The sequence below is a fragment of the Gluconobacter morbifer G707 genome, from assembly GCF_000234355.1.
Taxonomy (GTDB): Bacteria; Pseudomonadota; Alphaproteobacteria; order Acetobacterales; family Acetobacteraceae; genus Gluconobacter; species Gluconobacter morbifer.
Map to the genome: position 1 here is coordinate 1 of NZ_AGQV01000001.1, position 26,151 is coordinate 26,151.

Sequence of the window (26,151 nt, forward strand, 5' to 3'; positions counted from 1 at the left end):
GTCGACATATAGAAAACCCCGCTAAACCAATCGGTTGGCGGGGTTTTTCTTTGGCTGCATGGCGGGGTGAAAATAAATATCAACCAAATCAATGACCTAATTTCGCAGGTTCAAATCGGAGCGGCCGAGCCGCAACCAACTGCGATATGCACCGAGTTCGCTAGGAAGAGGTAAGACTCGGCGCGAGCTACGTCTGTTGCGAAATAAGCTCGGGTGGAGCAGGGCTCCGGGTTGCACGGACCGGCAACCAGTTCAGTGCCATAAATTATTATAAAACAATGATTTATACAGGTCTTTGTTGGCCTTGACCTGCCATGGAGGATAGAGTCTGTCTATTATTGATAGGACAGACTGATGAAGCGTAGCCGTTTCAGCACAGAGCAGATCATTGGCATCCTGAACGAACAGGACGCCGGACGCCGGATGTGTGTCGGCGTCATGGCCTCAGCGAAGAGACATTTCACAAAAGGAGGGCCAAATATGGCGGGCTGAAGGTATCTGAGGCCAAGCGACTGAAGGCGTTTGGAGGGCAAAACGAGCGGCTCAGCCGTTCTTTGTCTGCCGACCGTCGGTGCCTATCTCTTTATTGGCAGTCTCCTCTGCGCTTACGGTATATCTGCGACCGTCTCCTCCTGTCGGTTTTTCAGTCGAGATTCATGGGTTTCCAAGGCTGGCCATAGACTGATGGCCTCGTTCTTGGCCGACTCTAATCGATCCCGGTTCGATGGGTTCCGAGTGGAAACGGCTGTTGTTGCGAATTCTACTACCGTTTCCTGAGTCGCCGATCAGTCGACGACGTATAATATTCATTCAGCGGGGCATTTCCCAAAAAATATCATCGTTACAGCCGCGGGATATCGCAATACAGCGAAAATGCGTCGTCGATTCGTCTCTGAAGCAGCCCGGTTGCACGGCAGCGCAAGGTGCGCAAAAGATAATGGCTGAAGCCTGACGGGGGGGCAGTCAGGCTGCCACAGGAGTGATGGATGGGGATGTTGAGATCCGGTGGCGAGCGCAGACAAGGCCCGATCTCCTTCGGGACAGGCCGGTTGTGTAACCGCGAGGAGATCTTACTTGATCACCTCGGTACGACGTATGTGCCCATTCCATCGACTGTCCTCCGGGGTGGCGTATTCTTCTCATCTAATCCAACTGGCGCTTTCGACGGTCCAGCTGCCTCCTTCTTTGGAGAGTGGTAGGCAAAAGGCAATGTCTCTACATACCGCTCCGCCCCCGATGGCCGCGCTCCAAGCGTGGTTGAAGGCTTTGGGGTCGATTGAAAACGAGGGTAACTACGGGCACCTGCTGCTGGAGCAGGTTGGGGTGTGTGACGACGCGCTAGCGGCGGCGCTGCGGCCGTATTTCGAATCAGCGCATCTTGATGCACGTGAATATTTCCATCGACAGCTGGGTATCGATCTTCACCCGGATGGAGGCCGCGCTGCGGAAGTCTGTTACCCCAACTGCCTGCCGGAGACTGCTAAGCGCGGGCTTTTCGGAGAGGTTATGGCCGGGCTTGTAACCGAGGCATATCAAAGTGAATTTGTCGGTAGTCACCAATGGATCGTACCAATTTTCCTTTTCCGTAATCATGACGACGTGGAGAATTATCTCTGGGCACTGAAAGCCGATCCGGGCCGGGCACGCGAGATTTACGGGCGGCATGGCACCGACTTCGTCGGCATTTCGCTCGATGCCGCAGGAGAAGTGGCGCGGATGATCGTAGGCGAGTGTAAATGGCGTCGAAACTTGACGGAATCGGCCGTCGCTTCGCTTCTGTATGGGCCTAAAGTCGAGAATGAGGAGACCGGAGAGCTGGAGCGGGATGGCAAGGGTATTTGGTACGAGATCAATCGCGACTCGCCGATTCCCTGGGGCCTACGACAGCTTCAGAGATTGCTAGAGTTGAAGGACCCCGAGGGCTATGCCTCCGCGATATACTCGATTGATCGCGCGGTGCTCGGCGACGGCGCAAAACCTGAGCGAACCGACATGGTGCTGATCGTCGGCAATGGTGCGAAACGTCGAGACGAGGGCGATTGCCTGATAGGGTGGGAGGAATTGCCGGTAGACTACACGGCTGGTTATGCCTTGCAGGTAGTCGAGGTGATTTTGAAAGGTGGCGAAGAGCTGATCGCGAAGCTGTATTCGTCACTTTGGAGAGGCACATAATGCCCGCGCGCGATGCGGATCGGTTGGCATTGGCGGAAGGGGTGCGCCAGTCGCTCGGCATAGAGAACGAGCTCACTCGACCACAGGCGCGTGCTTACGTGCGCTGCCTGCAGACTACTTGGCAGGTTCCGACCATCGTGTGGGGCGAGCGCGAGTCTGCCCAGCAACTGAGCGACGCGCGTCGCCTCCTGCATTCCGCTCATATTTTCCGATCGATAGAGGGACCGGGGTCAACCCGCGCGGTCGATTGCTTCCGCCGAACTGGCGAGATTCTCGAATGGCTGTCGCGAGCCGGCGACAATATTCGCAGCATTGTCCCTATAGAGTTGCTGGCGGCTGCGGCCTATCAACTTGGCGGGCTACCAGCGATGGCGACTGGTCTGCTCGATCAAGTAGAGTCCGAACACGAGGGTGTGCTACTCTATGCCGCGTTTCTGCAGGCTAATTTCGACCTCGTTTTGCGGCGCGCGATGCTGTTCTGGCGTGCCAACGGAGATCTCACGACGCGCAATGCTAGCCAACTGCTGCTTGATGCGATGGCAAGCGAAGATCCCGACCGTGGCGTCTCCTGGGGGTTCACAGTCGAACTGATTCGGTGCTTGGGGCTAGTGGCAGATTGTCTGCGGCGCGGCGACGATGGGCGACTGAAAATAGCGATGGCGAAGCTCCAGGCGCTCGACGGGATGGCGGCGCGCACATTCAGCGATGATGCCGCGCTGGTCGTTGGCTTACTGCGTCAGGTGGCGGAGGGGTTCGTTGCCGCGAGCATCTACAAACCGCTACGCGCGCTCGCAGAGATTCGGCCCGAACGTACGAGCCTACTCTTGTCATATGCGCGCGACCAGTTCAGCCGCGGCCGCGGGATACTGTGGACATCCCAGATTTACGGGCTCGACCGATTGCTGCGCGAGGCATCCTTTGCCCTCTGCACGCCAACGGGCTCAGGCAAGACGTTGGTCGCCAATATGGCGGTGATCAAGGAACTACTGCTGCGCGAGCATGATACTCCGCTCAGCCCGCTTGCCCTCTACATTGTTCCCTCGCGTGCTCTTGCCGGCGAGGTTGAGGCAAAATTAAACGCGGAACTCGGCGGCGAAGTCATCGTCACCGGCCTCTATGGCGGCGCAGACTGGGGCATCACGGACTATTGGCTGACCAGTGAGCGCCCAGTTGTGCTGATCGTCACCGTCGAGAAGGCAGAGGCGCTTTTACGCTACCTCGGTGCGTTACTGACCGCGCGGCTCGCTTTGCTCATCATCGACGAAGCACATCAGGTTGTGCCTGGAGCGAGCGAGGAAGTCAGAGTCAGCTTTTCCGATCATAACAATAGGTCGATCCGTCTCGAGATGCTCGTGTCGCGTATCCTATCGCAGCGCCCCGACGTCGTGCGGATTGCGCTAACGGCAGTCGCTGGCGGCGCATCAGGCCCGGTCGCCAGATGGATCGAGGGCCGTGCCGAAGCGCAGGCGATCGGGGTCCGCTATCGCAGCACCCGGCAGGTTATCGGTGTTCTGGAGGCGACTCCCGGTGCCCCAGGCCGCATTCTGCTCGACCTCATGAATGGGCGGCGGCTCTATCTGCGCGGCAAAGAAGACCCGGTCTATCTGCCGCTGCGTTACCAGCCGATGCCGCAACTCAAGGCAACGTGGCGTAACAGCCTGAACCGGTTCAACTGCCTCAATGTGTTATGGAACGCGCTTCACCTCGCAGAGGAGAATCAACGGATCCTGATCTCGGTCGCGCAAGAGCCTGAGAAGACGATGCGCTGGTTTAAAGAAGCGCTCGAACTCGACACGTGGCAGGCTCTAGTCAGATTTCTGCAGCCTGAGGGTGATCTGCGGGCACGGTACGAGGAAGCCTGCGCCGCGTGCCATGATTATTGCGGACCGGACTCGTTCGAGTTGTTTCTGCTTGAACGCGGTATCGCGACGAGCCATGGGCAGATGCCGCAGCGCCTGCGCCGGCTCATGGTCGAGATGATCGACAAGAAGATCTGTCCAATCACTGTCGCAACCGCCACGCTGACGGAGGGTGTCAATCTTCCATTCGATCTGATCTTTCTGACCTCCCTCAAGCGCCGGTCCTGGGATGCGGCGAAGGAAGAGTCGATCGTGAAGCGCTTGTCGACATCCGAGTTTCGCAATTTGGCGGGCCGCGCTGGCCGACCGGGCGCGGCCCGTGGGATCGAGGGTATGACGCTGGTCGCGTTGCCGAAAGCAATCTCCGCTACGGGAAATGGGCAGTTGCAGACACAGCGTCGTCAGATGCGCGAGCGCGCGGAAGATTACGACACTTTGCGAAGGCAATTGTTGATCGAGCAACAGGATGCTGACGTGGTAGATAGTCCGCTGGCTCTGCTGCTTGACTGCATCTGGACACAGGCTAACCGTCTGCTGGGAATCCGGCCGGACGACTTTCTGGACTGGCTGGAAAAGACAGCGCCAGGCGACGTGAGTGACGATGCGGGCACCGGTTCGACCGACAGCCACGCGAGGCTGGCTGACGTCATGGATGAACTCGACGGCGTAGTTCTGACGGCGCTCGAAGAGGTAGTCCTCATCGAACAAGCTGACATGACGCCCGCCCGAGCCGAAGCAGCGTTACGGGCGCTGTGGGCGACGACCTTCACGGCGGTATCAGCCGCGCGAGCAGCGTTGCTTGAAGCCGCCTTCATCCGGCGCGGTGTTGGCATGATTGAGACGATCTACCCCGATCCAGCCGAGCGTCGACGGCTCTATCAGTACGGTTTCACACCGTTGATTGGTCGGCGGTTCGATGCCGTGGCATCGAAGATCCGGAGCTTGATCGTAGCGGCCGGGAACTATGGCGACCTTGGGGCAGTGGCCCGGATTGGTGTTTTTGAGAATATTGGGACACTCCTTCAGGGCGATCGGGGCTTCGGATTTCGTGTCCGAGCAACGGATGGCGATCACGCTATCCTCGCTAACTGGCCTCGTCTGCTCGGCTGGTGGATGCACGAGCCTGGTGCGCCGGGCCCCGATCCAAAGGATCTGCGCGCATGGCAGCGCTTCGTGGCTGACAATCTCGAGTTTCGCCTGGGCGTAGCAATTGGCGCGGTGGTGGCGGGAGCCTGGTCGGAGGGCGTGCCAGATGCCACGACTTTGCCCAGTCTCGCCGAATGGAAAGCGACTACTCGTTTACCCTGGTTCGGGTTTTGGGCTCGGGAGCTCCTACGCTGGGGAACGCATGATCCGTTTGTGGCATTCTGTTTGGCACAGGGACTCGCGCACACCCGAAAGGCGGCGATGGCGCGCCGCGCCGAGTTCGATGCGTGGCTGGATGGTGAGATCGGTAATCCTGAGGCGGAGGACCGGATCGACCCGCAGTATTTCGGCAGGTGGCAGAAGAGCCTGCCGCGGCAGGAGCGATCAGCGGCCATGGCGGACGAAACCCAGGTGCGATTGACTGGTACCGACGGCGGTCGCGAGCGTTATCCAGTCATTCCGATCGCGCGCGGCCAGGCTACGGAGTGGCTGGACCCCGCAGGGTTTCAACTTGCGGTATCCGTCGACCCCAACTGGGGCCGCGTAAATCGCTGGCGTAGCGACTACGAACTGCATGTGTCTGAGGGACGGGCATCGGTCAACCGCGTGTTCCGTCCGGGTAGACGCCCTTAGCGCGTCTCTCCTAGGGGGTGCCCCCGGTACAGCCGCTGCCCACTTTGAGGGTGCCGCTACGGCAAAAGCATCCGGAAATTCCTTTGATTTTTTCCGGTCGAACGGCGCTTGTCTTTCGAAATAGCTTCGGAAAATCCTTGGCCTGCTGCCGGTTTCGTGGACACGAAGATAAGATCGTGACCAAGGAACTGAAAATTGGGTATGACGAAGCGGAAGTTCAGCCGTGAGTTCAAGATCGAGGCCGTATGGGGCTGGTGACGGATCGGCGCGTGGCGGTGGCGCCGGCTGCGCGGCTAGGAACCCGAACTGCCTGACACAGCCATCCGCTTGGCAGACCTTGATCGTCACGGCTGGATGCGGCTGGGTACAGTGCGAAGGCGGCCCGATTGAGGAAATCCATCCTGGCGATACTGTCTGATTCATACCCGGCGAAAAGCACTGGCATGGCGCGACAGCGACCACGGCGATGAGCCACATCGTCATCCAGGAAAAGCCGAGCGGTTCTCTGGTCGACTGGTTGGAGTCAGTATGGCACCTGAGCATTCTCTCGCTTTGTTTTGATTTGATCTGGCCTAGTGGGTAACGATTCCGATTGGATGCATTCGCGCGCCCTGACAGGATCGGCGTATCAAGCGACGAGGCGAGGTATCTCGCGGTCTACCAATCGCAAGTATCGTTGGTTGTCTTCCCCCGCAACCATTGAATAGTTTACGAAAACCCCGCTATCTCATTGAGATGGCGGGGTTTTTGCATTTGTAATGGCAACGAGTGGAATCAGAAATTTACGTCCGTTCTGTCTTCCAAGGCACTGTGTAATCACGCGTATCTCCATCACGCCATGACCCCCACAGATAGTTCTCCAAAACCGTTCAAATGAAGTGCAAAAAGGCCTCTGCGGCACGTCCCATCCGGCGGGAGCGATGCCGAAGCATGTAGAAATCACGTTTGAAAGAAGTACTGTCGAGTGCCTGAATTATTCCCGCACGAACGCGCGGCGCGGCAGCAAGATGAGAGACAGCGGTAATGAGTTCGCTCTCCGATACAGCTTCCATCACGGCATCGTTGGAAGGCAGGACCAGTCTGACTGTCAGGTCCGACAGATCAAGGTCGAAGCCGGTGCGCAGACAGGTTTCAAGATGATTGCGTGTACCCGATCCTTCCTCGCGTAAGACCCATTGCGCTTCCATGAGAGCAACACGGGACAGGGAATGTATCGTTAATGAATGACCGGGAGCCGAATAAAAACCAAAACCGTCGCTTCCCACCTTTTCACGCACCAGGGATGCTTCGTCGACATACCCCTCGACGAATCCCAGATCGGCCTCGCCCGTGAGAACGACCGTTGTAGCTTGTGCAGTGTTTCCAAGTCTGAGTTCGAGTTCGATGTCTGGATAATGGGAAGCAAACCGGGCGAGGCGCTGCGGCAACCAGTAGCTTGCAACCGTCTGGCTGGCGACGACACGCAGCTTTCCACGCACAAGCCCCGAGATATCCTCGATTGTCTGAATGGCGTTCGACATTGTCGCCAGGACACGGTGCGCGTCTGGGAGAAAAGCCCGGCCCATCTCATTGAGTTCAAGACTGCGGCCAATCCGATCAAAGAGTTTGATCCCGTATTTTGCCTCCAGTGCCGCGACAGCCGCACTGACAGCAGGCTGTGTCAGGCATAGCCTTTCGGCTGCCACACGCATGTTCAATGTCTTGGCAACTGTTACGAAAATACGAAGTTGTTCCAGTGTCATTTGATAAATTTATTCTATTGAATCGACGATAACAATCCATTGGATTTGTTCTTTTTGGAGCGCGATCCTGTGCTCATGAAACGCCATATTTCCATCCGTCGGTATCTGCCCGGAACGCTGCTAAGCCTCGGTATCGCTGTTGCATCCATGCTTATGGAGCATGTCGAACGAATGTTTCTGGGTACGCCCTGGATTGAAGGGCTCGTACTTGCCATTCTCATCGGAGCAGTGTTTCGGACCATATGGAAGCCATCGGATGGCTATCGGCCTGGGATTCAGTTTTCTGCCCACCGGGTACTGGAAGTCGCAGTCGCGCTAATGGGGGCAACAATCAGCGTTGGCGTGGTTCTGGCGGCTGGCCCGGTTCTTCTTCTCTGTATCGCAATGACAGTCGGTCTTACGATCCTCACCGGAATCATGATCGGACGTCTCCTAAGACTACCGATAAAAATGGCTGTTCTGATTGCGTGCGGTAATGCCATTTGCGGCAATTCCGCGATTGCCGCTATTGCACCTGTCATTGACGCTGAGAGCGATGATACTGCCACGGCCGTCGCCTTTACGGCGGTGCTTGGGATCGCAGTTGTTGTCGTTTTGCCGATTATCAGTCATGTGATGGATCTGTCGGCAATGGCGGGCGGCATACTGGCAGGTTTGACGGTCTATGCCGTGCCACAGGTGCTGGCTGCGGCGGGACCGATGGGGCCGGTGGCGGTTCAAATGGGCACGTTGGTCAAGCTGATACGCGTGCTGATGCTTGGGCCGGTTATCGCCTGTTTCTCCCTGATTTCGTCGCATGACACACAGAGTCATCATGGCTCTGTGGGGCGGCTCGGTATCATCCGCTTTCTGCCTCCGTTTATTCTGGCCTTCATGGGGCTGATGGCGGCGCGTTCACTCGGTCTGGTGCCGGACGTCATAGTTATGCCAATTCATGTCATCAGTAATCTGCTGACAATTGTCGCTATGGCAGGGCTTGGTCTTACCGTTGATCTGCGCAGTGTGCTTGCTGCGGGTCCAAGAACCATAACCTGCGTCACACTGTCGCATCTCGTGCTGGGCCTCTTCGCCTTGTCTGTCATCCGGTTCTGTTGTCCTGCGTGACAGGAAAAGCTGCCCGGACCATGCCGGAGCGCTCGTTCCTGTCGGCGGTGCAGGGCGCAGGCTTATTCTGAAAATGTCCTGAATGAGCGCGCAAATCCTGGGTAAACGCTTGCGGGAGAACTATTGGGTTTAAGGTCCGACAAGCGGGAGCTGGACGGGTTGAGGTGTGGCCTGATTGGCTGTCGATGGCGATTATTGCGGGTCGGACTATCAGGACTGTTTTGGTTTTTTACGCTTTTCCGAAGCGCCTACGTGTTTCTAGTCCGACGCTCGCAAAGCTGAAACGGGTTTGCCAGAGAGCGTCCGGAGGAATGAGGTAATTCTTCATTTCGGCTGGATCAGGTGGTTCTGCCGGAGACTTCTGCTCCAAGGTTTCGGGGCATTTTCCAGAAGCCTGATGTGCCGATCAGGACGGTGATAGCCGTCAGCAGGAAGACGATATGGAGTTCGCGCAGACTGATGGAGGCATGTCCATACAGATTGGTCAGAACAGCCAGCGCGAAGGCTGTCATGGCGACGCCAATGGTTGATCCGGTCTGGCTGAGAATGGACATGACCGCGGCAGCCCTGTTGCGCTCATTATGCTCCACATCTGCGAAGGCCATGGTGGAAAGGCTGGTGAGCTGAAGGGAGCGGCACATTCCTGCGACGGCAAGGGACAGGCCCAGAAGGATCAGGGATGTCTGCGTGTTCAGCAGGGTAAAGGGCAGCATGGAGAGCGCCACAAGAAAGCCGTTGAAGAACAGGATGTTCCGGAAACCGCCCCAGCGGATGATGGCCGAAGTCCAGGGCTTGATGCCTAGATTGGCGCAGAAATAGGCGAGCAGCCACGTGCCGGCACGTACTGGAGAAAAGCCGAGGCCGAGTTGCAGGAAGAGCGGCAGCAGGAACGGGGCGGATGCAAAAATGGCCCGGAAAATCAGACCGGGATAGAACGTGGCATATCGGAGGCTGGCGCGTTTAAGGGGCTCAAGCGACAGAATGGGCGTGGGATGGGCTTTCAGATGACGGATGGCCAGAACGCTGACGGCGGCGCCAACGACCATGAGACCCAGGGCGACGATCTGTTCCGTTCCGGTCTCGGAGATGCGCTGAAGGCCGGAGAGCAGGCAAGTCAGACCGCTGGCGCAGAGAACAAAGCCTTTGACGTCCAGCCTGCTGGCGCCTTCGGGGGGTTCAAAAGGAATCACGCGGAGTATGGCTAGGACCGCGAGGAGGCCGATTGGCAGGTTGAGCCAGAAATTCCAGCGCCATCCGACGGTCTGGGTCAGATATCCGCCCAGAACGGGACCGATGATGGGGGCGGACAGGGCCGGCCAGACGGTGACGGATTGTGCCTTCATCAGATCACCTTTAGGTGTGTGACGCAGGATGATGGACATGCCCACGGGCATCATGACGGCGCCGGCCAGTCCCTGTCCGATGCGGGCGCAGACAAAGATGGGCAGTGTCTGGGCCATGCCGCACAGGAAGGACGAAACGGTAAAGAGCGTGACGGCCAGACATATGACGCGCTTTTCACCGTATTTCATGGCGAGCCATGCGGAAATGGGCGAGATGGCGGCTGAGGCTAGCAGATAGGCTGTGACACCTGCCGAAAGATCGAGGGTCTTGACCCCGAAAGAGCGCGCCATGGCGGGCAGGGAGGTGTTGATGATGGCCCCATCGAGGTTCTGCATGAATGTGGCGATGGCCATGAGGAACGCAATGAGCGGAGAATAGCGGGGCGCTTCGCCGGAGGATGACGGAAGAGGGGCGGGCATGGTTTCCTGGGTGTTCTCCGGCAAGAAAGGTCTCCAAATCGGGTGTTCAGTTGGCAGTTTTCCGGGGCGTGAGCGTGAAGTCCAGCTGATAGTCGGACTGGTCCCGGGACCGTCTCTGCTGGAGGACGTGAAGATCAGGATCCTGCGGAAGCAGGCAGTTCACGAGCCACACGGTTTCAGGGCCTGCGCCGCGATTGGTATAGGTCAGGCGGTTGGGGCCGTTCTGCAGGGGAGCCTGGATCGTGAACCGGAGGTCCAGAACGCCTGTACCGCCTCGGATTGCAGTTGGCGGGGGAAAGGTGGCGGATTCCAGCGTCAGGAAGAGCGGTTTTCCGTTCAGGGACGCTGAAAGGTTTCGGGTCATGCGGGTGATGTAGGCGTGCTGTTCGGCGGACGACAGAATTCCGTCACTGTTGATATCAATCTGCCGGATGATGCCCTCGGCGACATCCACGCCCGGGGTAAGACGCAGGTGCAGGGCGATATGATCCCGTGAGAGGCCAATCGTCGTGGCCTGAAGGTATTCGTCCAGCCGATGGGCTGAAGCGGCTGCGGGCAGGAGCAGCAGAGCCGACGCAGCGAGACATGCGTAATGGGCCATGCTCACTGGGCCGTAAACCGGCTGCCATAGCTGTTGGTCGGGTCACGATAGACCGTGTGGACATGCAGGGTAGGATCACCGCCGACCCCCTGGGGGGAGAATTCGATCAGCAGGCGCGGCCCCTGGATGCGGTAGTAGGACGAGCCGTTGCGGTTGGGTTCATGGGTGGTCGGGCCGCTCCAGGCGAACCATGTGTCGTTCAGCCCTTCGCGGATTTCCCTGAGGCGCGGAGCAGCGTAGGCGTCGTTTATGATGCCGGCCCATTCGCCGATCACGTCCATGAGCATGTCCTTCTGGGTAGCGGTCAGGGCTGATCCCTTTATGCCTTCGGGGACAATGGTTTCCCCATCATGTCCAGGCCCCTGAACGAGATCGTCCACGGTGTAGGGCAGGATAGCCTGCTGGCGCTGCTGCGGATCCAAGGCCTTCAGAAGCACAAAGGCCTTGTCGTTTTCGCCGGCCAGAACGCGGATGGTCTTGCCATCCCTCTGGAAGATGGCGGGCTGGGCTCCGGTCAGGGTGGGTGTCATGACGCCGTGCGGGCCGTCGATGACGAGGTTCAGACCCAGATGATGGCCGCCGAACTGTACCATCCACGGGTCTGTTTCAGACGGCTCGCCGAAGATGGCGATGGTATAGACGGCTTTTCCGGACGCGAAGTTGGTCTCACCATCCGCAAGAACCTGGTCGGCCCCCATGATGTCCTGCACTTTCTGGTAACCCCTGTAGCTCAGGAGGGTTTGCAGGAGGTGAAAGGCCGCAGAACGCTGGGGCGCGGTCAGCTGACCCATCTGAAGGCCAGGACGCGGTACGTCGCTGACGGGGAAGTTGGACCAGATGGAGGTGCCGTACCGTTCGCCGATGAAGCCGCCCGGCGGTCCCATGCCAGGGCCGCGTTTTGTCGGAGCGGCAGGCTCGGAGTCCGTGGCCGGGACCGCCGGCTGGCCCGGTGCGCTTCTGCGGAAGCGGGCGAGCGTAGCGGATTTTTGTGCAACAAAAGGAAACTGTACCTTCGCAAGGCTCTGTGAATCGAAGGTTGCCAGAAAAGAGCGGGCGGCGGTGACGGCAACACGGGTCTGGTTTGCGGGCATGGTTTCTCCTGACGTCGATACTGCCCGGGATGGCGGAGTATTCGCTGCAATGGCGGGAGAAACAGCCAAAAAAAGGCCTCCCACCATCCAGAATCTGTTCTTCATTCCGCCCTGTCCCCGTGGTGTTTTTCGCCGAACCGCATTCCTTTCCATGACGCGGGACTGAAACACTGCATGGCCTCGGTGGAGCGATCAAGGCTTTACCTTTCCAAGTGTTATGCGTTCAGACTGCGGGACGCCGTCATGGGTGGCAAAGATATGGCATTTGCCGGCATGATCATGCCACTGGAAGAAAAACCGAGGATCCACATGCCGTTTCTGAAGCCTCGTCGCCTTCGCTCCGTACAGCCGTCTCGCCAGCTTATGGCGACATTTGCTGCCGGGGCATTTCTGCTGACCTCAGCACCGCTGTTCCTGTCCACACAGGCTCATGCGACCGGTTGTGCGGATCTGGCGCGCCTGGCGCTTCCGGATGCGACCTTTACCAAGGTTGAAACAGTGGAAGCCGGGGCGTGGCACAGTCCGCAGACACATCTGAGCCGGATCATGACGGCACCGGGCATGAATCTTGCGGGGCATCCGGCTCAGGGGGCCAATCTTGCGTTCTGTCGTGTTGCCGTGACACTGCATCCGTCTTCGGATTCAGTGATCCGGACGGAGATCTGGCTGCCGCTGCGTGGCTGGAATGGCAAATTGCTCGGGGTTGGCAATTTCGGGTGGGCGGGCTCGATCATGTATGACGGCATGGTGACAGGCGTGGGTGAGGGCTATGCCGTCGCGAGTACGGATACGGGCCATGACAGTTCCACGTCGGAGGGGCAGGGTGGACGCTTTACGCTGGGTCATCCGGAAAAGCTGGTCGATTATGCCTACAGGGCCGATCATCTGATGACGGTCACGGCGAAGCAGCTTGCGCACCGGTTTTATGGGAAGGATGCATCCCATGCCTACTGGATCGGATGTTCTCTGGGGGGGCTGGAAGGGCTGATCGAGGCCAAACGCTATCCTGATGATTATGACGGGATTGTCGCCGGTGCGCCGCCCAATCCGATTGTCAATTTCAACGGAGAGCAGCTCTGGGCTGGCTGGATGAGCTATCATGATCCGGCGCTGCGTGTGGGCCGGGAGAAGTTTCAGCTTCTGAACCGTGCGGTCATGAAGGCCTGTGCCTCTCCTGTCGGGAAAAGCCAGGGGTTTCTTGATGAGCCGGACCGGTGCGGGTTCGAGCCCCGGCAGCTTCTGTGCAAGGGGGAGGAGACAGCGGACTGTCTGACGGCCAATGAAGTCAGGGCGGCTGAGCTGATCTATCGCGGACCGGTCAATCCCGGAACGGGCAGGGTTATCTTCCCGGGACCGGCGAAAGGCAGCGAGGACGGGTTTTCAGCGGATGGGAAGGCATTTCCCGTTGCGCTTGATCTCTTCAAATATGCGGCTTTCCAGAACCCCGAGTGGGACTGGACCACGCTAGACTGGCAGACGGATATCGCCAGTGCGACCAGTAGGCTGGGGCCGCTTCTGCATGTGGATGACAATCTGGAGCCATTCTTCCGGCATGGCGGGCGGCTTCTGATGTATATCGGCTGGAATGACGGCCATAACCCGCAGGAACTGGCTGGTTATTATCAGGCACTCATGGAGCATGCCGGCCCCGGAGAGCGGAACTCTGCACGTCTCATCGAGATCCCGGGCATGGGGCACTGCTATGGCGGGGCAGGCTGTGACACGTTCAACAAGCTGGGAGCGATCGATGACTGGGTCGTGCGCCAGCAGGCCCCGGAAAAGATCGTGGCGTCCCGGGTTTCAGACGGGAACATCGTCCGGACACGGCCGCTCTGTGCATGGCCGAAGGTTGCCCGGTACGATGGTCAGGGCGATCAAAACAGAGCGGCCAGCTTTGCCTGTGTTATGCCGGAGTAAGACCCGAAGGGTGTGTTAAGCGCTGTGTTCTGATTCTGCTCTGTAATCGATCAGATAGTGAGATCAGACGAGGCTGAGAAAAGCCTGTAGGAACAGCTCTCTCAACCTGCATTGTTTACAGCTTCCGCGTTCTGCAACCTGAGAACCAGTTCTGTACCCGCAGTCTCCATCAGAAATTCCCGCCAGAGCAATGGCCTGGCGGAGGTGCCATATTCCGAAAGGCAACGCAGGAACTGGAGAGAGCTGACATCAGGGTTATGCGGTTCTGGCGTAATCTGTTCAAAATAGAACAGCGTCAGACCCTGTTGTGCTCTTGCTGGCGCCCTGGCTCGTGGTGTCCCCGCAAAAGCGGGGATGGATTATCTGAATGAGGGTTCTGGAGCGATGTTCATGGCGGGTTTCAGGATGACTCGCTGAGACGCTGGATCCGCATGGCTTCCGTCCTGTGAGCCCCAAGAATTTCCTTGAGGTTTGTCAGGACTGGCTGACCGTTTTCCACGAGGATCCTGCCATCCACGATGGTTGTCCCCGCGGTAGCGGGCGCGCAGCGGAGCCATGCTTCCACAGGGTCCGTCAGAGCACCCGCAAGGGAAATGTCCGACATCTGCCAGATGACAAGATCCGCGCAGGCGCCCGGTCTCAGATGGCCAATCTCGTCGTCCCATCCCAGACAGGCGGCTCCGCCCCGGGTTGCCATGTCCAGCGCGTCCCGGGCCGTCATTGAATGTGGGCCGTTCCGGTAGCGCCCCAGTAGAAGCGCCATGCGCGTTTCCAGCCAGAGAGAGGCGTGATCGGTGGAGGCTGATCCGTCGCAGCCAAGCCCGACAGGCATTCCCCTGCGGCGCATGTCCATGGCGTCAGCCGAACCGCCGCCGATCATCATGTTCGAGCACGGGCATTGCGCCGTGCAGACACCTGCATGGGCCAGACGATCGATTTCATCGGAGGAAGGGTAGATGTAGTGTGCGACCCATGAGCGCGGACTGGCCCAGCCCACACGCTCGAAATATTCCGTTGGCCTGCATCCATAGACTTCCGCGCAGTAGCGGTCCTCATCGTGGTCTTCCGCCAGATGGGTGTGAAGGCGAAGATCATATCTGTCAGCCATGATGGCGGATTCCGTCATGATCCGTTCCGAGACGCTGAACAGAGAACAGGGCGCCAGCGCAACCCGTCCCATCGCACCGGGTGACGGGTCATGATAGGCCTGCACCAGACGTTCGCTGTCCGCCAGGATGGTGTCTTCGTCCTGAACCACGGAGGCCGGAGGCAGGCCGCCATCCTTCACGGACCGGGTCATGGAGCCGCGGGTGGCATAAAACCGGAAGCCGATCTCCCTTGCCGCCCTGAATTGCGCGTCGATCAGGAAGGGTCTGGGATGGACGTACATATGATCCATCGAGGTGGTGCAGCCGCCCATCAGCAGTTCGATCATGGCGACGGCCGTGGAAAGATAGACAGATTCCTCATCCAGTCCGGCCCAGAGGGGATAAAGCCCCTGTAGCCATTCAAACAGCGTCCCGTTCGTGATGGGGGCATAGGCGCGGGTGAGGTTCTGATACATGTGATGATGGGCGTTGATCAGGCCCGGCGTCACCAGCCGGCCTTCGGCGGATATGGTTTTCTCCGCCCGGGGCATGTCTTCTCCGGAATGGCCGACAGCATGAACGCGCCCATCCCTGATGGCGATCCAGCCGTTTGCAATTTCATGATTCCTGTCGATGTAGAGATACGCGTTCGTAATAAGGAGGCTGACCGTCATTGCGGTGCCCTTTCCCGATACCATCAGCCAGCCATGACGGATCACGACTTTCGCGGAAGGCCCTGTTCCGGAGGCGCGAACTCCGGATCGTCATCAAAGCGGCTTTGAACGGGCGAGGAAGTTTCAGCCTATCATCAGGGCAGGAGACATGTCACGGGGGCCGGTCCGCCCAGAATTTTGCCTGCAGGGCGGCAGCTTCCTCTTCCAGAAGGGGGCCTGTGACGACAACCGCCTGCTGTCCGGCTGCGAAAACCGTTCGACAGGGCAGATCCAGCGTCGGGTTTTCGGCGTGCTGACCTGTCATGACCTTGAGGCTTTTTTCGGACTGGCCATACACCACCCGTCCAATTCCGGACCAGTAGATGGCTCCCGCGCACATCGCACAGGGTTCGGCTGAACTGTAGAGCCTACAGTGCCGCAGATATCCGGCGCCGTATGTCCGGCTGGCCCGGCCTGCAAGAAGACGCTCCGCATGCGCGGTCATGTCATGACCTTCAGCGCTGTAGCCGTTGCCCTGTTCCATCAGCACCGTTCCATCCGCATCGACCAGCAGGGCGCCAAAAGGGTGATCGCCCCCATCGCGGGCCCTACGGGCCACGTCAAAGGCCATGCGAAGGAAACGATTGTCGTCGTTTTCGGTCGTCATGTAATGGAGGCCTGAGCTTTGACGGGAACGCCATTGACCCAGACGCGGCCAATGGTCTGCGGAGAAGCGTGACAGACGATTTTCTCGGCGCATATTGTTGCGCTGTCCTGCGGGTGCAGGCGCAGGGCGCCAGCGGTTCCAAGAATTTCAATGGCATCGAACATCTGTCCAACCTTTAACTGCCCGGCGGGCAGGCCCAGAGCTTCCGCGCCGCCACGGGTGGCCAGCCAGAACGCTTCCTGAAAATCGATCCGGTGATCTGGCAGGCCGCGCCGTTCAGTGGGCAGGGCAGGGTCTGTTCCGCTTTCCAGAAGGCGGGAGGTCAAGACGGCCTGTCGGGCATTTTCGAATATGGAAGGAGAATATCCGCCGGAAATATCCGTTCCTAGGCCGCAATGGACATGCTCGTCCAGAACAGCCCGCACGGGAAGGGCAGCTCCTGCGAAAAAAGCATTGGAAATCGGGCAGTGCGCCAGCGCGGCGTTTCGCTCCCTCACCAGTGTCCGGTCATCCCGGTTCAGAAAGCCCGCATGGGCCAGAACGGTATGGGAGCGCAGGAGACCGAAGGCATCCAATGCGCATGTGTCTGTCTGCCCGGTCCGGTCCAGAACATGCTGATGCTCCCAGTCACTTTCGGAGGCATGTGTCTGAACCCTGACATCCAGTTCGGCGGCAAGCTGTCCCAGCCCGCGCAGAAGCGTATCGGAACAGGCCGGAATGAAGCGGGGCGTAATCACCGGCTGAACCAGACCGTTTTCATTGCCCGGAAGGGCGCGGACGGCGTGAATGAAGCGGCGTGTCGCATTCAATGCGTCATCGGCGCTGGCCTGCCTATACCCGGGAGGACAGAGATCCGGGTGATCCATGGCCACCAGCCCGACAAGGCCGCGCTGACCGTGGCGGAGGCAGGTCCGGGCAAGGGCGAGGCTGGCCTCTTCGTGGATCGTGGCAAAGTAAAGGGCGGTTGCCGTGCCGTTCTCCAGAAGTGTCCGGATAAGATCGTCATATACCGCTTCGGCAAAGGCCAGATCGGCATAGCGGGCCTCCAGCGGGAAGGTACAGGCGCCGAGCCATTCTTCCAGAGGCCGGTCGAGAGCCGTCCCGGCCTGCGGCCACTGGGGGGCATGGATATGCAGATCCGTGACGCCGGGGATCAGGAGGGTTCCCGGGCGCAGGGACACCACCCTGTCACGGGCGCACAACGCGCGGTGCAGCGGTGTCCCCGCCGCTGCACGTTCCTGGATGAGGCCATCCGGCCCGATCAGGAACGCCACGTTTTCCAGACTGGTCTGTCGGGATGTTTCCGGGCTCAGGACATGTCCCGTGACGACGGTGCCATTCATGCCAGCGCGCCGTAGGTCACGCCTTTTCCCTTGAGCCAGCGACGATAGGCCACGGAGGAGCGGTCCGCCATCGTGGGGATTTCATATTTGCCGTCCAGTGGCATGAGACGAGGGCGCTGGTTCTCCAGAATGATCCTGTCCTGGAGGAAAATGAACTGCTGGAACTCCACCAGTCCTGCCTGCGGGGACGTTTCGTCAACAAGGAACATGACCGGATGGGCGCGTGACCGTGTCGGTGTCATGGGCTGGACGAAGAGCGCGATGACGTCCTGCCGTCCGGGAGCAGCGGGGCACGTCTTGTAGAGCAGGGTCGAGAAAGGAGCCGCGACCCGGTAAATATAGTCGGTCAGGATGCCGCCGGCTGCGGACAGGGCGGCCTGGGGCTGAAAGAAGGTGCAGTCTGTCGCCCAGATTTCCTCTCCGTTGTCGCGTGTTTCGATCTGATAGCGGCGGACTTCTGTTTCAGGTTCGGCTCCGAGAATATTGGTATGAACGAAGGGGAAATGCGCCATGTCGAGGAAATTCTCCACGACGCGCAGCCCGGAGGCATGTACCGCGATGGAACCACAGCAGACCAGCCGCCGGTCCTCTTCATCCGCCTCCGGAATGGCTGCGATGTCCCGCACCGGCTCGCCCAGCGACGTCCAGAGATAACCGTATTGCTCCCGGACCGGCAGGGACCGGTTCCCGCACAGGATCTGGAAACTTCCCATGTCATCGCGCGAGACGTTGATCAGCCTGTCCAGCAGCATGGTCTGAAAGACAGGTGCTGTCAGATCTTCCAGCATGGCCAGAGGATACCATTGTGATAACGTTTCCCGGTCGATGGACGTCATGGTGTGGACCCTGCTGCTGCTGACGGCTGGTCCCGAGTTAATCATGCCGTCCCGCTCGGAGGAAACATGAAATATAAAAAATTCTTATTGTGTAATGAGATAGGAAGGGCATGATTGAATGGTCCGGGAGATTCGCCTCGAAGGGCATTTTGATCCCGAACGGTTGCGGGCCTTTGCAATGGCGCGGGCCCGGCTTCTGGCCATAGAGATTACAGAGATGTCCGTTTCACAAACCCGTTTCACAGCCCGGATAGAGGGAGAGGACGTATTGCTCGGTATGTTTGAAATGGCCTGTCTTCTTGGTCCATCCGGTTGTCTCGTGACGCATGTGGAGACCTGTGCGTGACGGACTGGTTTCCGCTGGCGCTGTGCGTGGATGTCCCTTCCGGAACGGCCGCTCCCGCCCGTCTGCGTGGAGCGGAGATTGCGCTCTGGCGGGGCCCGGATGGACAGATCCACGCCTGGGAGGATCGTTGCCCGCATCGCGGCATGAGGCTGAGTTTCGGTTTCGTGAGGGATGGCAATCTGGCCTGTCTTTATCATGGCTGGCAGTTCGGCGCAGACGCGGCCTGCCGTCATATTCCGGCACATCCCGAACTGCGCGTCCCCGGAACGATCCGGGCAACGGCCTATAAGGTGGAAGAGCGCGCCGGGATGGTCTGGGTGTCCCTGGACGGGGATGCGGATGCGGCGGAACTGCCGGACCAATCAGGGTTCGGGGCCAGAAGCCTTCTGGTGCAGGTTCCCGTGGACGTGGTCCGTGCAAGGCTGGAACTGCCGGAAAAGGGCTGGATCTGGCGGGATGGGGCTCTTGTCGCGGTGCATGAGTCGGAAGCCGGACTGACCATGCTTCATCTGGCAGCCGGAAATCTGGCGGACCGGAATGAGATTGCACGCCGGGCCAAAACACTCAGGGACAGTCTTGAAGCGCGTTATGAAAGGGTTTGTGCATGAGACTGCGGGACTGGGCTCTTGATGACAGGTGTTATGCCGTTCGTCTGGGGGCGTCCCTCATGGGCGTACCGCTCCCGACGGTGACCGATGCCGCGGCTCTGGAAACAGGGCCGGTTCTCGAAACGGATGGCAGCCTGCTTCATGGCCCGGTGAACATCTTGCAAAGGCTGACCAGTCTCCCTGACGTCGCGCGTGACTGGCATCTCCGGCTGGGGGAAGAGCAGCGGGACGTCTGGATGGGGAACGTGCTGGAGCGTTTTTCGTCCCTCCGCCGGGCATCGTTGCTGGCGGCGCTCCCGATGGAAAAGGCCTCTGCCCCGGTGCTGGATCTGATGTGCGAAATCGAGGATCGCCTGTTCGACGATCACCTGCGGGACCGTCCCTGGCTGTCCGGTGAGCATCCCGGCGTCGCCGACGTCCTGCTGTTCCCCGTTGCCGCGCTCAGTCAGGATCTTGAAGTCCCGCTGGACCTCTACCCGGCCATTCGTCATTTCCTCCGGCGGTTCAGGGCCCTGCCGGGCTTTCTGACGATGCCGGGAGTGCCGGAATGTCATTGAGGCGCCCGCTGTCTCTCTCTCGGCGTGCGGCACTGACGACACTGGGAAGCGCCCTGCTGCTTCCGTCCGCGCTCAAGGCTTCGGCACGCCGGTTTGCCCCCATCCGGGAAGAAGATCTCCTGATCGGCTTCGGACATACCAGCCCCATCACGGATGGGGGCTGGAGTTACGCGCATAATCAGGGCGTGGAAGCCATGAAGCGCGCATACCCGAAGGTCAGAACGCTTTTTGTCGAGAATGTCTCGTATTCCGCCGATGCCACACGCATTTTCCGCCAGTTCGTGGCGGAGGGCGCGCAGATGGTGATTTCCACATCCAATTATGGAGATTTCATCCGCGATGTCGCAGAACGGGCGCCCGATGTCGCGTTCATGGAATGTGACGGACACGCGGTCAGCGGCAATCTGGGATGGTATTACATCACGCACTGGTATGCGAGTTACGTGATCGGCGTGGCTGCCGCCCGCCTGAGTAAAACCGGAAAACTCGGCTATGTGGCGTCGTTTCCCATGCCGTCTGTTTATGCGAGCGCCAACGCCGTGCTCATGGGGGCGAGATCGGTCAATCCCGAAGCCACCATGCGCGTCATCGCCATCAATTCTTGGTTTGACCCGCAGGCCGCGACCGAAGCAGGGTCCGCGCTCGTGGACAGTGGATGTGACTTCCTGTGCGGGATCATGGACGATCCGGGATATCTGCGCGTGGCGGAAAAACGGGGCGTCTGGGCCGCGATGTGGAACACGGACATGCGGGCCTTCGGACCCAGGGCTTATGTCAGCTCCGTCATGCTCGATTTCGCCGGTTACTACACCGAACAGATCGGAGCGCGGATCAGGGGTGAATGGATGCCGGAGGGCCGTTTCCTGACGCTGGGGCATGGCGTGGACCGTGACCGCTGGGGCGAAAATGTGCCGGAGGCCGTGCAGAAGGAAGCAGATGCCGTCCGGAACCGGATGCTGGGCGGATGGTCACCGTTCCAGGGGCCAATCCATGATTCCAGTGGCAGGCTGCGTGTTCCGGCCGGTCATGTCATGACCGACATGGAGATGTACGGCTGGACATGGCAGGTGCAGGGAGTATCCGGACTTGGTTGACAGAGTACCTGCCTGCCCGCCGCCCCGTCACCTGCCACCCGGTACGCCGCCCCTTCTGGAGCTGCTGAACATCGGGAAGTACTTTCCCGGCGTCATCGCCAACGAGCATGTGTCCCTGACCGTGTTTCCGGGGGAAATCCATGCGCTGCTCGGGGAAAACGGCGCCGGGAAATCCACTTTGATGAATGTGGTCACGGGGCTGTACCAGCCCGATGCCGGTGAGATCATCATGGACGGATATGGCGTGACCTTTCCCGCGCCGGATGCAGCCATCGCCGCCGGGATCGGCATGGTGCACCAGCATTTCCGGCTGGTGCCGCGCTTCACGGTGGCGGAAAACCTGCATCTGGGCTGGTCCGAAACGCCGAAACGGCTTTCCGCGAAGGACATTGACGCCCGCGCCGCGGCCTTGGCCAAGAGGTTCGGCCTGCCGGTGCGTGCGTCCGCCATCGTCTCCACGCTTTCGGCGGGTGAGCAACAGCGCGTGGAAATCCTGCGCGTCCTGTCACGGGGCGCGCGCCTGCTGATCCTGGACGAACCGACCGCCGTGTTGAGCCCCGTGGAAGTCGGGGAACTGTTCGCAGCCCTGCGGCGGTTCCGTTCCGAAGGCGGTGCCGTCATCATCATCAGTCACAAGCTCGACGAGATCATGGCGCTGGCGGACCGCGTGTCCGTGCTGCGTCAGGGGCGGCTGACGGGGACGCATCTGGTGTCCGATGTGACGCCGGACAGCCTCGTGACGGAAATGATCGGGCGTTCCGTCGCGCTGGCGACGTCCTATCCCCGCCAGACAGACCTGCCGGCAGGGGGCGGGGTTGCACCCCTGTCGCTTGAACGGGTGACGGTCCGCGATGAGGCGGGCGTCGTGCGGCTGGAAGACATCACACTGTCCCTTCACCCGGGCGAGGTTCTTGGGATCGCGGGGGTGACGGGAAATGGACAGCCCGAACTGGCCGAGGTGCTGACGGGACTGATAGGACCGGAAAGCGGCACCGTCTTCCTGAACGGCCGGGCAGTCAGGCGCGCCGATCCGGCACTGTTTGCCCATGCGGGTATCGGGCACGTCCCGGAGGATCGTCTCAGGAGAGCGCTGATGCCGGCAATGAGCGTCGCGGAGAACATGGCGCTGCGGGAATATGACCGGCCCCCGATCGGAGGGCGGTTTACGTTCTCCATGGCGCAGGCCCGGAAATTCGCGCAGGCCCTGGCCGACCGGGCCGGAGTCAGGTTGCCGGGAACGCAGGTTCAGATCCGGGGGCTGTCCGGGGGGAACCAGCAGCGTCTGGTTCTGGAGCGGGAAATCCGGATTGCCAGTCGTGTGCTGGTCGCGGGATATCCGAGCCGTGGTCTCGATATCGGCGCCATTTCCGCCATGCGTGACATGCTGGCCCGTGCCCGGGACGCAGGCGTAGCCGTTGTCCTGATGTCCGAGGATCTGGATGAAATCTTCGCCCTAAGCGACAGGATCGCGGTTCTGTATGACGGGCGTCTCATGGGAGTCATGGCGCGTGATGCCGCAGACCGGGACCATATTGGCGCGCTCATGAGCGGCCGCAGCCTGCCGGAAGTCGCATGAGCGCGCTTTCTCCCCGCACGCGCCTGACGGTTGTGCCGCCCCACCGGATTGCCGTGGGACGGTGCCTGTCCATTCTTGTCGCTCTCGGGATCGTCGCGCTGACGCTGGCGCTCATGGGGCGATCTCCGGTCGAACTGGCCGGTCTGGTGCTGCGCTCCACGATCGGTTCGCGGTTCGGGCTTGAGGATCTGGCCCTGTTCATGACGCCCCTGATGCTGACCGGAGCCGCGGTCTGGGTCGGAATCCGCGTCAACCTGTGGAATATCGGTGCGGAAGGGCAGTTTTATGCCGGAGCCACAGCCGCAACGGCCATCGGCCTGTTCACGCACTGGCCAGCTTTCATCGCCCTGCCGGTCATGGTGGGCGCGGGCGCGTTGGCGGGGGCGGGCTGGATTTTTGTCCCGGCGGCGGCGCGGGCATGGCTGGACGTGAGTGAAATCGTCACGTCCCTCCTGCTCAATTTCGTGGCTGCCCTGGTGGTGTCCTATCTCGCAACGGGCCCATGGGCGGATCATGTCACCGGCGCGCTGGTTTCCACCGAACGGCTCCGTGTGGGCCTGCCGGAACTCTGGGGCGTGGTTCATCTTGGCTTCCCTCTGGCGCTGGTCGTTGTCGCTGGTCTGGGGATCGGGCTGGCCAGAAGCCGCTTCGGGTATGAAACCGCAGTCTGTGGTTCCAATCCGCAGGCCGCGCATTACGCCGGGATCGGTGTGGCGCCCCGTATTCTGGCTGTTCTGCTGCTATCCGGGGCGCTGGCCGGTCTGGCCGGGGTTTTCGAAGTCGCGGGAACGGTCCATCGGCTTCAGGGCAGTCTGGCCAACAATTACGGCTATCTGGGCATCGTGGTGGCGCTTCTGGCGCGTGAATCATGTCTGGCCCTGATCCCCGCGGCGCTCCTGATGGCCCTTATTCTCGATACGGGCATCGTTCTGCAAACCACCCAGATCAGTTCTTCGGCCGTCCTCGCGATTACCGGCCTTCTCGTGCTGGCCATCGCGGCGGGTGACGAACTGGCGGCTTATGTCCGTGTGAACAGGACCTGACCATGGCGCTTCTCAGTGATCTTCTTGGACATGCGGTGCTGTCCGGCGGCGTTCTGGCGCTTGGTGCTCTGGGGGAGGTGATTGCCGAACGCGCCGGTGTTCTCGATCTCGGCGTTGAAGGACTGATGTCCTTGGGCGCGGTCGTTGCAGTCATGACCATGAAGGCCACGCCGCATCCCTGGCTCGGGCTTCTGGCCGCCGGTCTCGTCGGAGGGCTGGGGGCCGGCGTGCTCGTGCTGTCCAGCGTGGTGCTCCGCGCCAGTCAGGTTCTGTCGGGCGTGGCCTTGACCTTTCTGGGGCTTGGCGTCAGTGCCGTCATCGGGCGGTCTGTCGCCGGTATCCCCGTTTCCGCCGTGTTCGAACCCGTCTCCATTCCCGTCCTGTCCGCCATTCCGGTGATCGGCCCTGCCTTCTTCAATCAGAATGTCCTTGTTTACCTCATCTATTTCGTTCTTCCCGTTCTGGCGCATTTCTGGCTGTTCCGGACACGGGCAGGGCTGGATCTGCGGGCGGTGGGGGAAAACCCGGCGGCGGCGGACGCGGTTGGCGTGCCTGTCATGAAGCTGAGAGCGCTGGCCGTTATTGTCGGGGGCGTTCTGGCAGGATTTGCCGGAGCGGATCTGACACTGGCGGTGGTGCCGGTCTGGTCTGACGGCATGGTCGCCGGGCGGGGTTGGATTGCGGTGGCGCTCGTCATTTTCGCAGGCTACCGGCCGATTGTCGCAGTGCTTTCCGGCCTGCTCTTCGGTCTGGTCACGGCTGTCGGGTTCATGGGGCAGGCCCGGGGATGGCCGGTCTCGCCCGCCATTCTCAATACACTGCCCTATTTGGGAACAGTGGGCTGCATCATCGTTCCCATGCTGGCCTTTGCGAAACTCCGCTCAGCCATGGCCGCTCCCGCAGCCCTCGGCACACCATATTATCGCAGCGGGCGATAGGCCTGTCTGAAAACAGTAACCGAGATAAGCGTGCGGTTTGTCTGATCGCAAACCCTTAACGGTACAGCGTTCACGTACCAGCCGTCATTCCTGACGGGTCCGTTGCAAGGATATTGTTACGAAGGGCGGGAAAAGAGCAGCCGGTCCTTCTGATCAGTGTTTCCTCCGACCAGACCACAACTGTCTGAACCCGGAACGTTTGGTGGAGCCTGTTTCCGGAAGTGCGTAAGCAGGCTCCGTGAAAATGAAAATTGGGTGCTGTTTAACGAAGGGCCTGCGTTTCCCGGATCAGGGCATGGATGAAAGCAAGTTTCGCCCGGACGCCCGCGGTCAGCACGAAGGGGTAGAAATCCGCCAGGCCCATGGAGCGATTGAGGCTGTTGACGGCTGAAGTGAGCGGAACCCAGGCTGCCATGAGCTCGTCGAAGGTGGATGTCAGATACGGGTCCTTTCCCGGACCGTCCGAGGACAGGGGCGTAGCGCCAGGGATGCCGGGATGAATCGTGAGGCCAAAGGCCCAGGCTGTTTCCAGCGTGGAGACGATGTGAAGGTAATGGGCCCAGGTTTCCGCAAAATCTTCCCAGGGGTGGGAGGTCGCGTAGCTGCTGACGTAATGTTCGCGCCAGCCTTCGGGCGGAGGACTGTTGTAGTGGTGTTTCAGGGCGTCCTGATAATCCTGACTGTCATCTCCAAACACGGCGCGGCAACTGTCCAGCCGGCCACCGTCCCGGATCAGGACATTCCAGTAATAATGGCCGATCTCATGGCGGAAATGCCCGAGGAGCGTGCGGTAACGTTCCCCCATTTCCAGGCGCATCCGTTCACGTTCGGCATCATCGGCCTCCCGGATGGCAAGCGTGATCAGGCCATTGTCATGGCCTGTCATGACAGGAGCCGAGCCATCGGGAGCATCATCGAGAAAATCGAAGGCCAGTCCGTTTTCGGGATCTTCCTGCCAACTCCGGATCGGGAGCTTGAGGCGGATCAGCGTGTAGAACAGACGATGTTTCGCGACTTCGATTTTCTGCCAGCGTTCGAGGTTTTTCGGAGTTCCGAGATTCGGAATGGTACGGTTGAAACGGCAGGCGAAACAGAATGCAGGATTGCCCGTCTGGCTTGGGGTCGTCAGCCAGTTGCAGGCGTCATAGTTATGATTTGAGCAATATATGAGTTCCGCGTTCCGCACCTGCGGCTCTAGGGGATGCCAGCAGCCCTGTCCTGCAGGCTCCAGCGCGGTCAGTTCCGACAGGCCCGGGAGATAGCCAACGGCATGATGGCAGTTCTCACAGGACGTGTTCTCGAAATACAGAGCCTGCTGACAGCACTGACAGGAGAAAAGTTTCACAGTTTCGGTACCTTATCGCGGCTCATGCC

General features: G+C 60.1%; 21 protein-coding genes and 1 pseudogene. 13 read left to right on the top strand and 9 right to left on the bottom strand.

The genetic code is table 11. The annotated features are described in order from the left end of the window. Window positions 1-354 precede the first annotated feature (354 nt). The 4 genes and pseudogenes from GMO_RS14570 to GMO_RS14920 form a co-directional block, all read left to right on the top strand. Window positions 355-560: pseudogene (locus GMO_RS14570) on the top strand (transposase); the annotation flags it as partial. A 649-nt stretch (window positions 561-1,209) separates the two neighbouring features. After that, window positions 1,210-2,172 carry a hypothetical protein gene (locus GMO_RS00005; RefSeq protein WP_040507290.1) on the top strand — a complete coding sequence of 321 codons (963 nt, stop codon included), beginning with the start codon at window positions 1,210-1,212 and terminating at the stop codon, window positions 2,170-2,172. Window positions 2,173-2,201: 29 nt separating this feature from the next. Next, window positions 2,202-5,810 (top strand): DEAD/DEAH box helicase, encoded by a 3,609-nt coding sequence (locus tag GMO_RS00010; RefSeq protein ID WP_217491380.1) that lies wholly within the window; start codon window positions 2,202-2,204, stop codon window positions 5,808-5,810. Between the two features lie 223 nt (window positions 5,811-6,033). After that, a complete protein-coding gene (locus GMO_RS14920) occupies window positions 6,034-6,228 on the top strand; it encodes a cupin domain-containing protein (RefSeq protein ID WP_408734789.1) in 195 nt (64 codons plus the stop codon). Window positions 6,229-6,679: 451 nt separating this feature from the next. Here GMO_RS14920 and GMO_RS00015 read toward each other — a convergent pair whose 3' ends face one another. After that, window positions 6,680-7,552: a LysR family transcriptional regulator gene (locus GMO_RS00015; RefSeq protein WP_008850156.1), complete on the bottom strand. Its 873-nt coding sequence runs from the start codon at window positions 7,550-7,552 to the stop codon at window positions 6,680-6,682. Window positions 7,553-7,627: 75 nt separating this feature from the next. On the opposite strand from GMO_RS00015, the gene GMO_RS00020 reads away from it, so the two are divergent. After that, complete coding sequence (locus tag GMO_RS00020; RefSeq protein ID WP_040507496.1) at window positions 7,628-8,656, top strand: YeiH family protein; 1,029 nt, start codon at window positions 7,628-7,630, stop codon at window positions 8,654-8,656. Window positions 8,657-8,994: 338 nt separating this feature from the next. On the opposite strand, the gene GMO_RS00025 is transcribed toward GMO_RS00020, so the two are convergent. Genes GMO_RS00025 through GMO_RS00035 form a run of 3 tightly spaced genes read right to left on the bottom strand, consistent with a single transcriptional unit; the run spans window position 8,995 to window position 12,216 of the window. Continuing rightward, window positions 8,995-10,419, bottom strand: a complete 1,425-nt coding sequence (locus GMO_RS00025; protein WP_040507292.1) for an MFS transporter — start codon at window positions 10,417-10,419, stop codon at window positions 8,995-8,997. A 46-nt stretch (window positions 10,420-10,465) separates the two neighbouring features. Beyond that, window positions 10,466-11,020, bottom strand: coding sequence for a hypothetical protein (locus tag GMO_RS00030; RefSeq protein ID WP_008850159.1), 555 nt, complete (start codon window positions 11,018-11,020; stop codon window positions 10,466-10,468). 2 nt (window positions 11,021-11,022) lie between these two features. Next, window positions 11,023-12,216, bottom strand: coding sequence for a DUF3500 domain-containing protein (locus tag GMO_RS00035; RefSeq protein WP_040507294.1), 1,194 nt, complete (start codon window positions 12,214-12,216; stop codon window positions 11,023-11,025). Window positions 12,217-12,285: 69 nt separating this feature from the next. Here GMO_RS00035 and GMO_RS00040 point away from each other — a divergent pair, with 69 nt between their 5' ends. Next, window positions 12,286-14,028, top strand: coding sequence for a tannase/feruloyl esterase family alpha/beta hydrolase (locus GMO_RS00040; protein WP_008850162.1), 1,743 nt, complete (start codon window positions 12,286-12,288; stop codon window positions 14,026-14,028). A 400-nt stretch (window positions 14,029-14,428) separates the two neighbouring features. Here the strand turns inward: GMO_RS00040 and GMO_RS00045 are convergent, their stop codons facing one another. From GMO_RS00045 to GMO_RS00060, 4 genes are all read right to left on the bottom strand, one after another. Beyond that, window positions 14,429-15,790, bottom strand: coding sequence for an 8-oxoguanine deaminase (locus tag GMO_RS00045; protein ID WP_040507501.1), 1,362 nt, complete (start codon window positions 15,788-15,790; stop codon window positions 14,429-14,431). A 151-nt stretch (window positions 15,791-15,941) separates the two neighbouring features. Next, window positions 15,942-16,436 (bottom strand): nucleoside deaminase, encoded by a 495-nt coding sequence (locus GMO_RS00050; RefSeq protein ID WP_008850164.1) that lies wholly within the window; start codon window positions 16,434-16,436, stop codon window positions 15,942-15,944. Then, window positions 16,433-17,779, bottom strand: a complete 1,347-nt coding sequence (locus GMO_RS00055; RefSeq protein ID WP_008850165.1) for an amidohydrolase family protein — start codon at window positions 17,777-17,779, stop codon at window positions 16,433-16,435. The genes GMO_RS00050 and GMO_RS00055 overlap by 4 nt, the downstream gene beginning before the upstream one ends. Next, a complete protein-coding gene (locus tag GMO_RS00060; RefSeq protein WP_008850166.1) occupies window positions 17,776-18,615 on the bottom strand; it encodes an aromatic ring-hydroxylating oxygenase subunit alpha in 840 nt (279 codons plus the stop codon). Before GMO_RS00060 ends, GMO_RS00055 begins: the two co-directional genes overlap by 4 nt. A gap of 118 nt (window positions 18,616-18,733) precedes the next feature. Between GMO_RS00060 and GMO_RS00065 the strand changes: the two genes are divergently transcribed. The 7 genes from GMO_RS00065 to GMO_RS00095 are packed head-to-tail and all read left to right on the top strand — an operon-like array spanning window position 18,734 to window position 24,777. Next, entirely contained in the window at window positions 18,734-18,961 is a 228-nt protein-coding gene (locus GMO_RS00065) for a hypothetical protein (RefSeq protein WP_008850167.1), read from the top strand. Then, window positions 18,958-19,569: a Rieske 2Fe-2S domain-containing protein gene (locus GMO_RS00070; protein WP_008850168.1), complete on the top strand. Its 612-nt coding sequence runs from the start codon at window positions 18,958-18,960 to the stop codon at window positions 19,567-19,569. Before GMO_RS00065 ends, GMO_RS00070 begins: the two co-directional genes overlap by 4 nt. Then, window positions 19,566-20,126, top strand: coding sequence for a glutathione binding-like protein (locus tag GMO_RS00075; protein ID WP_040507295.1), 561 nt, complete (start codon window positions 19,566-19,568; stop codon window positions 20,124-20,126). Before GMO_RS00070 ends, GMO_RS00075 begins: the two co-directional genes overlap by 4 nt. Next, window positions 20,117-21,220, top strand: coding sequence for a BMP family ABC transporter substrate-binding protein (locus tag GMO_RS00080; protein ID WP_008850170.1), 1,104 nt, complete (start codon window positions 20,117-20,119; stop codon window positions 21,218-21,220). Before GMO_RS00075 ends, GMO_RS00080 begins: the two co-directional genes overlap by 10 nt. Continuing rightward, window positions 21,213-22,796, top strand: a complete 1,584-nt coding sequence (locus GMO_RS00085) for an ABC transporter ATP-binding protein (protein WP_008850171.1) — start codon at window positions 21,213-21,215, stop codon at window positions 22,794-22,796. Before GMO_RS00080 ends, GMO_RS00085 begins: the two co-directional genes overlap by 8 nt. Continuing rightward, complete coding sequence (locus GMO_RS00090) at window positions 22,793-23,839, top strand: ABC transporter permease (protein WP_008850172.1); 1,047 nt, start codon at window positions 22,793-22,795, stop codon at window positions 23,837-23,839. Before GMO_RS00085 ends, GMO_RS00090 begins: the two co-directional genes overlap by 4 nt. A gap of 2 nt (window positions 23,840-23,841) precedes the next feature. After that, entirely contained in the window at window positions 23,842-24,777 is a 936-nt protein-coding gene (locus tag GMO_RS00095) for an ABC transporter permease (protein WP_008850173.1), read from the top strand. Window positions 24,778-25,039: 262 nt separating this feature from the next. Here GMO_RS00095 and GMO_RS00100 read toward each other — a convergent pair whose 3' ends face one another. Next, window positions 25,040-26,122, bottom strand: coding sequence for a zinc-binding metallopeptidase family protein (locus GMO_RS00100; RefSeq protein ID WP_008850174.1), 1,083 nt, complete (start codon window positions 26,120-26,122; stop codon window positions 25,040-25,042). Window positions 26,123-26,151: the final 29 nt, after the last annotated feature.